The sequence below is a fragment of the Rhodococcus sp. NPDC060176 genome, assembly GCF_042728675.1.
In the GTDB taxonomy this organism is placed as follows: domain Bacteria; phylum Actinomycetota; class Actinomycetes; order Mycobacteriales; family Mycobacteriaceae; genus Rhodococcus_F.
The window spans coordinates 1670321-1682527 of sequence record NZ_JBHWYS010000001.1 but is presented as its reverse complement, the minus strand read 5'-3'; the positions used below and the strand labels follow the sequence as shown (position 1 = coordinate 1682527).

Below are 12207 nucleotides of genomic sequence, written 5' to 3'. Positions count from 1 at the left end.
TGCCCCTTACGAATACACCGAGCGGCCGCCCGGGCCTTGATCTTTGGAGATCCGGCGTGCGAGGTAAAGCCCTTCGAGGGCAAGTTCGGCACCCGCGGCACGCTCACCGTCGGATTGCGCGCCGAGACGTTCGGCTACTTCGTCCAGTACTTCGAGATCCGGAAGTTCGTCGAGAAACGCCTTGGCCGTGACAGATTCACCGGTGACGATCGTGTTACCCATCTCCACAGCAGCAACCAGCATTCCCAGGTCGATTCCGCCGAGACGCACCCGAACGGTATCGGCCGTCGCGCGACGCAACAGGTGCTCGAGCACCTCCAGTTCGCGGCCCTCTTCGCCGGATTCGAACTCCACCTTGCCGCGAAGAACCTCGACCACGGACTCGAGATCGACCGGCCGTGCAACAGGATCAGCTTCGCCGAGCACCGCCGCGCGTCGTACTGCGGCCGCACTGACGGTTTCTGCGCCGGCGACGGCAAATCGTGCCGACACACCAGATCGCTGGTCCACCGAGGTGGATTCACGAAGCAGGCGTGTGAATCTGGCAAGAATTTCGAGGAGATAGTCGGGCACCTCGGCGGCCAGATGCGCTTCCTGCTCGATCACCGCGATCTCGCCCTCCAGTTCGACCGGATAGTGAGTCCGGATCTCGGCACCGAAGCGGTCCTTGAGCGGTGTGATGATGCGTCCACGGTTGGTGTAGTCCTCCGGGTTCGCGCTCGCGACCAGCAGGACGTCCAACGGAAGCCGAAGCGTGTATCCGCGGACCTGGATGTCTCGCTCCTCCATCACGTTGAGCAGCGAAACCTGGATGCGCTCAGCCAGGTCGGGAAGCTCGTTGATGGCCACGATCCCGCGATGCGCGCGGGGCACCAAACCGAAGTGAATGGTCTCCGGATCGCCGAGGCTCCGACCCTCGGCAACCTTGACCGGATCGACGTCGCCGATCAGGTCGGCGACCGAGGTATCCGGCGTCGCCAACTTCTCGGAGTACCGCTCGCTGCGGTGGCGCCAAGCGATCGGGAGGTCGTCGCCCAGTTCCTTGGCTCGACGTATCGAAGCCGGGGTGATCGGCTCGTACGGGTGCTCCCCCAGTTCCGAGCCTTCGATGACGGGCGTCCACTCGTCGAGCAGGAGCCCGAGAGTGCGAAGCAACCTCGTCTTTCCCTGGCCTCTTTCGCCGAGCAGAACCACGTCGTGGCCGGCGATCAGCGCCCGCTCGAGTTGTGGAGCGACCGTGTCCTCGAACCCGACTATCCCGGGCCAGGGGTCACGGCCGTCCCGCAACGCGGCGAGAAGATTCTCTCGTAGTTCTTCTTTGACACTTCGCTGTACGTGTCCGGAGGCGCGTAGCTCTCCGAGGGTTTTTGCGACAGTCACCACTCCACGCTACGAGTGTTTGCGGGGTTTCGCCTCTCGCCGAGGAAGTTCGGTCGCTCAGCCCTCGATGTTCTCGGGATTCATCCAGATGATTTCCCAGATGTGGCCGTCGGGATCCTGGAAGCTGCGGCTGTACATGAAGCCGTGATCCTGCGTCGCGTTTCCCTCGGAACCGCCGCTCGCGAGTGCCTTGTCGACGATGGTGTCGACGGCCTCACGGGTCTCGGCCGAGAGACCGAGCAACGCTTCCGTCGACGTCGAAGTGTCGGCGATGCCCTTGGTGGTGAAGGTCTTGAAGAAGGGCTCGGCCAACAACATCACGACGATGGTGTCACTGATGACCATCGACGACGCGTTCTCGTCGGAGAACTGCGTGTTCTTGGAGTATCCGAGGGACTCGTAGAAGGTGGTGGCCTTTCCGAGGTCCTTGACGGGCAGGTTGAGGAAGAACATCGGCTGCGGGTTTGTCGCCATGGAAGGTCCTTTCCGAGACTTTGCTGTGCGCCTTTATTAACCGCCGGCGGTTAATAAAGGCGCACAGTAGACCTAAACTCCACCCATGGATACCTGGGTGTTGCCGGCCATGCTCGGCCTCGGACTCGCCGCAGCGTCCGGAATGCGAACCTTCCTGCCCCTGCTGATGCTCAGCGCTGCCGTCCACTTCGAACTGTTCGGGATCACCGTCGGCGAGTCGATGCGGTGGATCGGATCCACCGGCGCACTCGTGGCATTGGCGATCGCCGCAGTGGTCGAACTGGGTGCCGACCTCATTCCCTTCGTGGACAACGCGTTGTCGGTGATCGGGAACGCCACCGGACCCATCGCCGGAGTGATCGCGGCCTGGGCGGCTTTCAGCCATCTCGATCCTGCGATAGCCGCGCTCGCGGGCATCATCGTCGGCGCACCGACGGCTTTGACGTTCAGCGCCGCCCAGACCGGAACTCGCGCGGTCAGTACGGCCACTACCGGTGGGCTGGCAAATCCTGTCGTTTCCGTCATCGAGGACGTACTGACTTTCTTCACCTCGTTGATCGCGATGATCTTGCCGTTCCTGATCATTCCGCTGCTCGCCGCACTCTTGTGGTTCAGTTGGCGCGGCTGGCGCCGTGTACGGAGTCTGCGCACCGCCTGAACGTACGGACCTGGTAGACAAGTCGTCATGTCCGACACCGAGATCTCGTTCCAATCCGGCGACGTCACCCTGTACGGGAGTCTTCGCCTGGCCGCCTCACCCGACGTCCCTGCCCCGGCCGCGCTGATTCTGGCCGGCAGCGGCCCCACCGATCGCAACGGCGACAGCGCGCTCCTCGAAGGTGACATCGGAACCCTCCGCTTCATCGCGGATCTCCTTGAGAATCAGGGCATTTCAAGCCTGCGTTACGACAAGCTCGGCAGCGGCGAAACCGCACTCGGCGACTACGAGATCGAAGACATCGCCGATCTCGGCTTCAACACTTTTGTCGACGCCGCCTCCGACGGACTGGACTACCTCGCCGGGCAACCCGGTGTCGATCCCGAGCGGTTGTTCGTGGTCGGACACAGCGACGGTGCCGTCGTCGCACTGGCTCTCGCCACTGCGAAGGAGGGCACCAGAGTCAGCGCCCTCGCACTCCTCGAGCCACTGAGCGTCAGGCTTCTCGATCTACTCACGACGCAGATTCACCGCCAGCTCGACGCCGTCGTCGGCGCCGGTCAGTTGCCGGTCGAACTAGCTGACGAACTGCGCGTCGCGCTCGCCGACGCCGTCGAGTCGCTGCGATCCGAGGGCACTGTGCCGGATGACCTGCCCGAGCCGCTGCAGAATGCGGGACTCGTACACGCCAACGCCAAGGCACTCGCCGAGGAAGACGCATTGGACCCGGTCGCGCTCGTGGCGGCTCTACCGGCGGGCATGCCGGTTCTCACGAGCTGCTCGGACAAGGACATCCAAGTCATTCCCGCCGATGTCGCAGCACTGGATGCCGCGCTCTCACATACAGCGCTGACTTCCGTGCGGATGCGCAACGCCAACTTCGTACTCAAGGACATCGGCGACGAACAGTCCACCGGTGCCGACTACGTCGCGCCGCTTCCGTACTCGGCAGAGTTCTCGGAGCCCTTCACAGCGTGGGTCCGTTCGTTCTCCTGATCACGTACAGACCGAACGTCCTTTTTTCAGGTAGAAAGTTCCCTCCGCGAAGCATCGCGGAGGGACTTTCGCTTTCTACGCCTGACCTGCACCAGAGGCTCTTTCAATCCCGCAAATCCGGGGACAGAAGTCACCCGGTGTTTACGTTCGCGGCGCTTTTTATTGGTGCGAACCCTCGATCCGTGCTGTACGGTCATCCATTAACCAGCAACGCCACACGGAAAGGAACGGACATCATGTCGCTACACCCGAACGTCGTATCCGTACTTTCGTGGCGCAGCTGCACCGCAGACAAGCACATTTTTTCGGCCGCAATGTCGGCCAAGCACATGGGCAACAAGCGCGGTGCACCCCGAGAATGATCCCCAGTTTCACCGGATTCGTTCTCGGGCACCCAGGGCAAACGCCTCGGGTGCCTTTTCTTTTACCTTTCACACGCAGGAGCACCAGATGAAACTTCGAGTCAACCAACTGTCCATCGCGCCGCCGTATGTCGATCTGCCCGGTGACCTCACCGGATATGCCGTCACCCTGGATCTTTCGCACTCCGACGCTGCCCACGAAGCCACCCTCGGCGCACTGATCAGCGAGATCCGCAGTCGCGGAGCCTCACGCGTCGTCATCACCGGCTCACCCCGCGAACTCCAGGGCACCCACAGCAGCGCTGCCTGAAAGAACCGGGCTGCCTGAAAGAACCGGGCCACCTGAAAGCAGAACGGGCCCCGACAACCTACGAAGAGGAAGTCGAGGCCCGCCAGCGAAGCAGGAATCAGTGCGCGAAGTGACGCGCACCGGTCAGATAGAGAGTGACGCCGGCTTCTTTGGCCGCAGCAATCACTTCGTTGTCACGAACCGATCCACCCGGCTGCACAACAGCCTTGACGCCGGCGTTGAGCAGTACCTGCAGACCGTCCGGGAACGGGAAGAACGCGTCCGAGGCCGCAACCGAACCTACGACGCGGTCACCGGCGCGCTGAACAGCAAGATGCGCTGCATCGACGCGGTTGACCTGGCCCATGCCGACGCCGACGGACGCGCCGCCGGAGGCCAGCAGGATCGCATTGGACTTCACCGAACGGCTGGCGCGCCAAGCAAATTCGAGGTCTGCGAGGGTCTCGGCATCGGCAGCCTCACCGTTGGCGAGAGTCCAGTTGGCCGGGTTGTCCCCGTCAGCGTCGAGGACGTCGCGCTGCTGGAGCAGAGTACCGCCCGAGATCGGACGCAGTTCGATGCCGGTAGCGGTCGGAGCGGCAGCTTTCAGAACGCGAATGTTCTTCTTACGCTGCAGAACCTCGACAGCTCCGTCTTCGTACGAGGGCGCGATGACGACCTCGGTGAAGATATCGGCGATCTGCTCGGCCAGTTCGACGGTGACCTCACGGTTGGCTGCGATCACGCCACCGAAAGCACTGACCGGATCGCACGCATGCGCTTTGCGGTGAGCGTCGGCGATGTCGGTGCCGATGGCGATGCCACACGGGTTGGCGTGCTTGATGATTGCCACTGCCGGATCCGTGAAGTCGTACGCTGCGCGCCACGCGGCGTCGGAGTCCGTGTAGTTGTTGTACGACATCTCCTTGCCGTGCAACTGCTCTGCCTGAGCCAAACCTGCAGGCGCTGCGGGGTTTTCGTACAGTGCGGCGTCCTGATGCGGGTTCTCGCCGTAGCGCAGGACAGCGCTGCGGTTCCACGTGGCACCGACCCAGGCCGGGAACAGCGAACCGTCTTCGTCGGCGGCAATCGTGCTCGTCATCCAGCTCGCAACAGCGACGTCGTACGACGCCGTGTGCTGGAACGCCTGCGCCGCAAGCACAGTGCGCTCACGCAGAGTGAATCCGCCACCGGCAACGGCAGTCAGAACATCGGCGTAGCGAGCCGGATCGACCACGACGGCAACCGACGGATGGTTCTTGGCTGCAGCACGCACCATCGACGGGCCGCCGATGTCGATCTGCTCGACGCACTCGTCCGGGCTCGCGCCCGAGGCAACCGTCTCAGTGAAGGGGTACAGGTTCACGACGACCAATTCGAAAGTCGCGATGCCGAGTTCCTCGAGCTGAGCGAGGTGATCCGGCTTGCGGGTATCGGCGAGAACGCCAGCGTGGACGCGCGGATGCAGCGTCTTCACACGGCCTTCGAGGCATTCCGGGAATCCGGTCAGAGCCTCGACCGGGGTCACGGGGATTCCGGCGTCGGCGATCTTCGACGCGGTCGAACCGGTCGAGACCAACTCGACACCGGCCTCGTGCAGGCCCGTGGCCAGCTCGATCAGACCACTCTTGTCGTAGACGCTGACAAGTGCACGGCGCACAGCCTTGCGTTCACTCACTGGGGATCACGGCCTTTCGTCCATCGGAAACCACTCCGCGCGTAGCAACAGCGGCGATGACGTCCGCCAACAACCGTCGCTCCACAATTTTGATGCGTTCATGCAACGACGACTCGGTGTCGTCGTCATGCACCGGCACAGCTTCCTGCGCCAAGATCGGCCCGGTATCAACTCCGCCGTCGACGAGATGCACCGTGGAACCGGTGACCTTCACGCCGTACGCCAGAGCGTCGGGAACCGCGTGCGCGCCGGGGAAGGCAGGCAGCAACGCGGGATGAGTGTTAATGATTCGGCCTCCGAAACGCGCGAGAAAGGTGGGGCCGAGGATCTTCATGAAACCTGCACTGACCACCAGGTCGGGATCGTGCTCGGCCACCGCTGCCGTCAGCGCGTCGTCCCAGGTGGCGCGATCTTCGTAGGCCTTGATCGACACTTTGAAGGACGGAATCTTCGAATCCGCGGCGTGCTCGGCGGCGAGGCAGTCACGATCTACACCGACGGCAACGATCTCGGCCGGGTATCCGTCGGCATGCGAAGCATCGATCAGCGAGGTCAACAGGGTTCCCGCGCCGGAAGCGAGTACGACTACCCGCGCGATCGAGTCGCGAAATTGGACCCTGTCGGGCATTGTCGGCTGCGGATTGTCGGCCGAGGCAGTCAGCGCACTACTCCTGAGAACTGGAAGATGATGCGGCCGGAGTATCGGCCGCATGACAGCCTAGTCGCTGGACTCCTGCGGCTTCGAGGGCAGGTCGGTCTCCGGCCCGGACTTTGTCTCTGGTCCGGCAACGGGGTCGGTCTCCGGTGCCGCGACAACTTCGGCGTCGACTACTTCGATTTCGACGGTTTCCTCTGTCACGACCTGCACAGGTTCGCCTGATTCCTCGACGATTTCAGCTTCGACGACCTTGGTGACAACTACCGCAGATTCCTGGGCGAGCACTTCGTCGGTGTTCTCGTCTGCCTCTTCCGGGGTGGCCGCGGCCGTGATCGCGAGTTCTGGCTCGGATGTTCGAGCCGGTTCAGCCTCCGGCGGCGCAACCTCGTCCTTCATGTGTCCGCGATGCGAGAACCACATCGAGAACAGCGCCGAGACGGTTCCGAACAATCCCAGCCACGCAAAAGTCAGAAGACCGAAGCCCCACCACAGGACCTCGACGGTGCCGAACTGCCCGAGGTCTCCCCCGGCAGCAAGGGCAAGCAGAGCCATGACGACGCCGGCACCGGCAGCTGCCGTCAGCACCGCGAGCACACTGTCCTGCCCGACGATGCGTCGAGCGCAATCGCGGCCGAGCATCACTCCCACGGCCGCCGGAACGATCAACAAGACCGGCCAGATTCCGCCGGCGACGCCTTCCGGAATGGCTCCGAGGAGGGGCAGCGGTGGCAGATCTCCGCCGATGTTGCCGAACACACTGATGGAGACGTTGCCGAAATCGGCCGTCGATCCCGTCATCACCGCGGCAGCGCCGACGACGAGATTCGGTAGATAGAGGAGCGACAACACCGTCAATCCCAGAACGCCGACAAACCCGTTGCCGCGCGCGAGCAGGTCACCGACCGTCGACCACGACACGAGCAGTGACACCACGACGGCCACGGCGCCTGCGGCCAACAGCGCTGCCGACGCGGCCGTTGCCGGGCGGACAGCGGCGGACGCCCACGGCGGAATCTCGGCGACGACGCGATCCCAGTGCGCTGCAGCAACACCGACGGATGCGGCGACCAGGTGAATCCCGGCGACCCAGCCGAAAGCAGCCAACGTGTTGGGGCTCGACAGCGGAATCGCCGCGGAAGCGTCGGCGACCACTGCGAGCGCGATCGCCGTGATCGTCAACGGTCCGGCTACCGCGGCCCCCACCAGGCGGAGGGTGTCGTCACGGGAGTCGGTGTGCACCGCAGTCGACGCGCATCGGCGTGCGACCACCCACATCATGACCGCCGTCGGAAGCAGTGGCAGTACACCGAGTTGGACGCCGCTGATAGTCGCCGGCACTTGGTGGATGACCAACCATGTAGTGGCAATGGCGCCGAAGGTTCCGGTCAGATCGCTGCTCGCCGATACCAAGGTGACCACAACAACGGCCGCGATCAGCAGCATCGTCAGGCCCGACGGCCGGAACGCGACAGTCAACAACTTGCGTGCCAGGTCCGGGTTGGGTGCCGGGCGACCGCCGCCGACGCGGCCGCCGCCAGTACGACCGCGTCCGGGTCGTGCGGACGCGGGACGGGACCGGGTGCCATCAATCAAAGAACTCATCCCCTCGAGGGTTTCACTCGATAGTGCGCCGCGCACTCAGGCGCGCCGTCGGGCTCACGGAATGTGGCCTCCACCCGCAGCGGGTCGGAGGCCACATTCATGCTCGTGAAACGAAGAAGTACTACTGCTGACGCTCGTCAGGGTTCTGGGAACCGAAGACCTTGGTCTCGGCCGCAGAATCGCTGCTGCCCTGCTCAGGTTCCGCGGGCGGCGTCGGTGCTTCGAAAGCGGGCGGCTCGAAGCCCGTCGGCTGCTCGGTCGAGCCAGTCTGCTGCTGGTTGTACGGCTGGCCGTAACCACGCGGAGCGGTGAACTGGTCCGACGAGTAACTCGGGTTCGGCTGGCCACCGGGCTGCGAGGTCAGCGGATAGTAAGAGGACGTCGTTGCGGACGACGACGAGTCGGTGGGGGTCTGCGTCGGATTCTGCACCGGGTTCTGACCGTAGGGAGATGCGCTCTGTCCGTAAGGCTGCTGCGAAGCAGTCGGGTCGGCGGGGGCGGCGTGCGCTCCCCCGTATCCCTGCTGCTGCGCCTGCCCGTACTGCGGATTCTGCTGGTACTGAGGCTGCTGCTGAGCCTGCTGGCCCTGGCCGTACTGCCCTTGTCCGTAGCCCTGGGGCTGACCCAGTTGTTGCCCCTGGGGCTGACCCTGCTGCTGACCGTAGCCCTGCGGCTGACCGTACTGCTGGGCTACCGGACGCGGCGCGGGAGCCTTCAGAATTCCGATCTCGAACAGCAACGCCGCAACTGCGACGACGGTCTGCACGAACGAGAGAATCAGCACGATGATCAGGCCCCAACCGAGCCCGATATCTACGTAGTCGCTGGTACCGACCGAGAACGCTGCGAACACCAAAGAGAAGAAACCCGTGAGTGAGAGCGCTGCGGCAATGCCTGCATACGACTGCTTCGGGAGCAGCGAGATTCCGGCGACAACACCGCCGGCGAAGATGAACCCGAGGCCGTAGATGCTCGACTCGAAGAAGCTCGAACTGGTGTCCAGATCGCTGCCGATTCCACTGCTGCTTCCACTGATCGTGGTGAAGGGCGCAAAACCGAGTAGGAAGTTGATCAGGCCGAGCGCCGCGACGGCGATGAGCAGGATGAATCCGAGATTCTTGGTTCCACCGCCCGCTGCCGGCTGATTCGGTGGCCCGAAGTTGGGCCCTTGCGGCGTGAACGTCATGACTTCTCCTCGTAGACGGTCTTCGATGGTTACCAGCGTATGTGTCTCGACTTCGCACGCTAACACCGACGGGAGACAATGGGCAGATGCCCTTCACCCTCGCGCCCGGCGCCGACCATGTCGTCGAAACCGAGGTGAAGCATTCAAAATTCATCGCCGCGCTTCGCCGGATCGACGACCCCGAAGCCGCCATGGAGTTCGTCGCGGAGCAGAGGTCGCTGTATCCCGATGCGCGCCACCATTGTTCGGCTTTCGTGATCGGATACGACGCGAACTCGCGCGTCGAGCGTGCACACGACGACGGCGAACCGGGTGGCACTGCGGGGGTGCCGATGCTTCAGGTTCTCAAGTCTCGAGATCTGGTCGATGTGATTGTGGTCGTCACGCGCTATTTCGGCGGAATCAAGCTCGGCGCCGGCGGATTGGTTCGCGCGTATTCGGGAGCGGTCTCGGTGGCTCTCGATTCGGCCGAGCTTGTGGCCAGGGAGCGGAAAATCCTGCGCACTTTGGCGATCCGGCACTCAGAGGCCGGTCGAGTGGAAGCAGAACTGAGAGCGCGGGGCGTCTCGGTGCTCGGAACTACGTACGGATCGAAGGCGGTCATGACACTCGCCGCCCGTGATGCCGACGATCTCGAATCGGTCGTCGCATCCATCACATCCGGTGCCGGGCAGTTGGAACCAGCCGGGTCGATGTGGGTCGATACCACCGTGCGCGGTTAAGGAGTCCGGAGACTCCCTAACCACGCACGGGGGCGAAGCCCCTTACAGGGACTGAAGGATCTCGCGAGCGAGAGCAGCAGTGGCGGACGGCGTCTTGCCGACCTTCACGCCTGCAGCTTCGAGAGCTTCCTGCTTGGCCTGAGCCGTTCCCGAGGAACCGGAGACGATGGCGCCTGCGTGGCCCATGGTCTTGCCTTCGGGAGCGGTGAAGCCTGCCACGTAGCCGACGACCGGCTTGGTGACGTTGGCCTTGATGTAATCGGCTGCACGCTCTTCGGCGTCGCCACCGATTTCACCGATCATCACGATGACCTTGGTCTCGGGATCGTTCTCGAATGCCTCGATGGCATCGATGTGGGTGGTGCCGATGACCGGGTCGCCGCCGATACCGATGGCGGTGGAGAAGCCGAAGTCACGGAGTTCGTACATCATCTGGTAGGTCAGGGTGCCCGACTTGGAGACCAGGCCGATGGGACCGGTGCCTGCAATGTTGGCGGGCGTGATGCCGACGAGGGCCTCACCCGGGGTGATGATGCCGGGGCAGTTCGGTCCGATGATGCGGGTCTTCTTGCCCTTGGACTCGTTGTACGCCCAAGCGTAAGCGGAGTCCTGAACCGGGATGCCCTCGGTGATGACCACGAGCAGCGGGATCTCGGCGTCGATAGCCTCGACGATGGCGTCCTTCGAGAAGGCCGGGGGGACGAACGCGATGGAGACGTCTGCGCCGGTCTCCTTGATTGCCTCTTCGACCGTCGCGAAGACGGGGAGCTCGACAGGGGAACCGTCAGCAGCAACGTGCGAGACCGTGGTGCCGGCCTTGCGTGCGTTGACGCCGCCGACGACCTGGGTGCCGGCCTTGAGCATCAGGGCGGTGTGCTTGGTGCCCTCGCCGCCGGTGATGCCCTGGACGATGACCTTTGAATCCTTGGTGAGGAAGATTGCCATTGTTCTGTGAGTCCCTTACTTCGCTGCGTGAGCGAGTTCGGCGGCCTTGTCGGCGGCCTCGTCCATGGTTGCGACGACCGTGACCAGCGGGTGGTTGGCCTCGGCGAGGATGCGGCGACCCTCTTCGACGTTGTTTCCGTCCAGGCGAACGACGAGCGGCTTGTTGGCCTCGTCACCCAGGGTCTTCAGTGCGCCGACGATGCCGTTGGCAACTGCGTCACACGCGGTGATGCCGCCGAAGACGTTGACGAACACGCTCTTGACCTGTGCGTCGTTGAGGATGACGTCGAGGCCGGCAGCCATGACTGCAGCGGAAGCTCCGCCACCGATGTCGAGGAAGTTGGCGGGCTTGACGCCACCGTGGTTCTCGCCGGCGTATGCGACGACGTCCAGGGTGGACATGACCAGGCCTGCGCCGTTGCCGATGATTCCGACCTCACCGTCGAGCTTGACGTAGTTGAGGTCGTTCTCCTTGGCCTTGAGCTCGAGGGGATCGGTAGCGTCGCGATCCTCGAATGCCTCGTGGCCGGGCTGACGGAACGCTGCGTTCTCGTCCAGGGTGACCTTGCCGTCAAGGGCGAGGATCTGATCGTCAGGCGTGCGAACGAGGGGGTTGACCTCGACGAGGAGCGCGTCTTCGCCGATGAAGACCTCCCACAGCTTCTGGATCGTCACGGCCGCTGCGTCGAGCACCTCTGCGGGCAGCTTTCCTGCCTCGGCGATGCTGCGCGCGAACGCGAGGTCGACGCCCTTGACTGCGTCGACGGGGATCTTGGCGAGAGCGTCGGGGTTCTCCTCGGCGGTGACCTCGATCTCGACGCCACCCTCTACCGAGCACATGGCCAGGTAGGTGCGGTTGGTGCGGTCGAGCAGGAAGGAGATGTAGTACTCCTCGGCAATGTCACTTGCCTCGGCGACCAGCAGCTTCTTGACGACATGGCCCTTGATGTCCAGGCCCAGGATTGCCTCGGCGTTTGCCACTGCGGCATCCACGTCGGGCGAGTACTTGACGCCACCGGCCTTGCCGCGGCCGCCTACCTTGACCTGTGCCTTCACCATCACGGGCTTACCGATTTCTTCGGCAATCTCGCGTGCGCCGGCGACTGTGTCTGTAACACGTCCAGCCGAAGTCGGCACTCCGTGCTTGGCGAAGAGTTCCTTCGCCTGGTATTCGAAGAGATCCATCTGCTCACCGTCTCGTCTGCGTTGTCACCCGCTCGAGGGGTAGGAGCGGGTCTGTTCTGGACTTTAACCAGT

13 protein-coding genes are annotated in these 12207 nt (G+C 63.7%); 5 read left to right on the top strand and 8 right to left on the bottom strand.

Annotated elements, in window-relative coordinates; genetic code table 11:
- Positions 1-6: 6 nt before the first annotated feature.
- Positions 7-1383 carry an ATP-binding protein gene (locus ACFWEM_RS08105; RefSeq protein ID WP_378446415.1) on the bottom strand — a complete coding sequence of 459 codons (1377 nt, stop codon included), beginning with the start codon at positions 1381-1383 and terminating at the stop codon, positions 7-9.
- A 54-nt stretch (positions 1384-1437) separates the two neighbouring features.
- A complete protein-coding gene (locus ACFWEM_RS08100) occupies positions 1438-1854 on the bottom strand; it encodes a VOC family protein (RefSeq protein ID WP_378532617.1) in 417 nt (138 codons plus the stop codon).
- An 85-nt stretch (positions 1855-1939) separates the two neighbouring features.
- Here ACFWEM_RS08100 and ACFWEM_RS08095 point away from each other — a divergent pair, with 85 nt between their 5' ends.
- The 4 genes from ACFWEM_RS08095 to ACFWEM_RS08080 all read left to right on the top strand — a co-directional run bounded on the left by ACFWEM_RS08095 (position 1940) and on the right by ACFWEM_RS08080 (position 4180).
- On the top strand, positions 1940-2512 hold the full coding sequence (locus tag ACFWEM_RS08095) for a DUF4126 domain-containing protein (RefSeq protein ID WP_378532615.1): 573 nt from the start codon (positions 1940-1942) through the stop codon (positions 2510-2512).
- A 27-nt stretch (positions 2513-2539) separates the two neighbouring features.
- Positions 2540-3508, top strand: a complete 969-nt coding sequence (locus ACFWEM_RS08090) for an alpha/beta hydrolase family protein (protein ID WP_378532613.1) — start codon at positions 2540-2542, stop codon at positions 3506-3508.
- Positions 3509-3744: 236 nt separating this feature from the next.
- Positions 3745-3870, top strand: coding sequence for a hypothetical protein (locus ACFWEM_RS08085; RefSeq protein ID WP_378532612.1), 126 nt, complete (start codon positions 3745-3747; stop codon positions 3868-3870).
- 88 nt (positions 3871-3958) lie between these two features.
- Positions 3959-4180, top strand: a complete 222-nt coding sequence (locus ACFWEM_RS08080) for a hypothetical protein (RefSeq protein ID WP_003946391.1) — start codon at positions 3959-3961, stop codon at positions 4178-4180.
- A gap of 97 nt (positions 4181-4277) precedes the next feature.
- On the opposite strand, the gene purH is transcribed toward ACFWEM_RS08080, so the two are convergent.
- The 4 genes from purH to ACFWEM_RS08060 form a co-directional block, all read right to left on the bottom strand.
- Positions 4278-5837 (bottom strand): bifunctional phosphoribosylaminoimidazolecarboxamide formyltransferase/IMP cyclohydrolase, encoded by a 1560-nt coding sequence (gene purH, locus ACFWEM_RS08075; RefSeq protein ID WP_003946407.1) that lies wholly within the window; start codon positions 5835-5837, stop codon positions 4278-4280.
- Positions 5830-6549 (bottom strand): phosphoribosylglycinamide formyltransferase, encoded by a 720-nt coding sequence (gene purN / locus ACFWEM_RS08070; RefSeq protein WP_378532610.1) that lies wholly within the window; start codon positions 6547-6549, stop codon positions 5830-5832. Before purN ends, purH begins: the two co-directional genes overlap by 8 nt.
- A 6-nt stretch (positions 6550-6555) precedes the next feature.
- Positions 6556-8097, bottom strand: coding sequence for a DUF6350 family protein (locus tag ACFWEM_RS08065; RefSeq protein ID WP_378532608.1), 1542 nt, complete (start codon positions 8095-8097; stop codon positions 6556-6558).
- A 121-nt stretch (positions 8098-8218) separates the two neighbouring features.
- The gene (locus ACFWEM_RS08060; RefSeq protein WP_378532607.1) at positions 8219-9283 is read right to left on the bottom strand and encodes a DUF5336 domain-containing protein; all 1065 of its coding nucleotides are present in this window, start codon (positions 9281-9283) and stop codon (positions 8219-8221) included.
- An 86-nt stretch (positions 9284-9369) separates the two neighbouring features.
- On the opposite strand from ACFWEM_RS08060, the gene ACFWEM_RS08055 reads away from it, so the two are divergent.
- Entirely contained in the window at positions 9370-10005 is a 636-nt protein-coding gene (locus tag ACFWEM_RS08055) for an IMPACT family protein (protein ID WP_378532605.1), read from the top strand.
- A 42-nt stretch (positions 10006-10047) separates the two neighbouring features.
- On the opposite strand, the gene sucD is transcribed toward ACFWEM_RS08055, so the two are convergent.
- The gene (gene sucD / locus ACFWEM_RS08050) at positions 10048-10950 is read right to left on the bottom strand and encodes a succinate--CoA ligase subunit alpha (RefSeq protein ID WP_283302108.1); all 903 of its coding nucleotides are present in this window, start codon (positions 10948-10950) and stop codon (positions 10048-10050) included.
- 15 nt (positions 10951-10965) lie between these two features.
- A complete protein-coding gene (sucC, locus tag ACFWEM_RS08045) occupies positions 10966-12135 on the bottom strand; it encodes an ADP-forming succinate--CoA ligase subunit beta (protein WP_003946426.1) in 1170 nt (389 codons plus the stop codon).
- Between the last annotated feature and the right edge of the window lie 72 nt (positions 12136-12207).

What these genes read in the sequence shown, in the direction of transcription:
- ACFWEM_RS08065 (WP_378532608.1), bottom strand. Translation starts at nt 8,097, where the DNA reads ATGAGTTCTTTGATTGATGGCACCCGGTCCCGTCCCGCGTCCGCACGA.
- sucC (WP_003946426.1), bottom strand. Translation starts at nt 12,135, where the DNA reads ATGGATCTCTTCGAATACCAGGCGAAGGAACTCTTCGCCAAGCACGGA.
- ACFWEM_RS08095 (WP_378532615.1), top strand. Translation starts at nt 1,940, where the DNA reads ATGGATACCTGGGTGTTGCCGGCCATGCTCGGCCTCGGACTCGCCGCA.
- sucD (WP_283302108.1), bottom strand. Translation starts at nt 10,950, where the DNA reads ATGGCAATCTTCCTCACCAAGGATTCAAAGGTCATCGTCCAGGGCATC.
- ACFWEM_RS08090 (WP_378532613.1), top strand. Translation starts at nt 2,540, where the DNA reads ATGTCCGACACCGAGATCTCGTTCCAATCCGGCGACGTCACCCTGTAC.
- ACFWEM_RS08085 (WP_378532612.1), top strand. Translation starts at nt 3,745, where the DNA reads ATGTCGCTACACCCGAACGTCGTATCCGTACTTTCGTGGCGCAGCTGC.
- ACFWEM_RS08080 (WP_003946391.1), top strand. Translation starts at nt 3,959, where the DNA reads ATGAAACTTCGAGTCAACCAACTGTCCATCGCGCCGCCGTATGTCGAT.
- ACFWEM_RS08100 (WP_378532617.1), bottom strand. Translation starts at nt 1,854, where the DNA reads ATGGCGACAAACCCGCAGCCGATGTTCTTCCTCAACCTGCCCGTCAAG.
- purN (WP_378532610.1), bottom strand. Translation starts at nt 6,549, where the DNA reads ATGCGGCCGATACTCCGGCCGCATCATCTTCCAGTTCTCAGGAGTAGT.
- ACFWEM_RS08060 (WP_378532607.1), bottom strand. Translation starts at nt 9,283, where the DNA reads ATGACGTTCACGCCGCAAGGGCCCAACTTCGGGCCACCGAATCAGCCG.
- ACFWEM_RS08055 (WP_378532605.1), top strand. Translation starts at nt 9,370, where the DNA reads ATGCCCTTCACCCTCGCGCCCGGCGCCGACCATGTCGTCGAAACCGAG.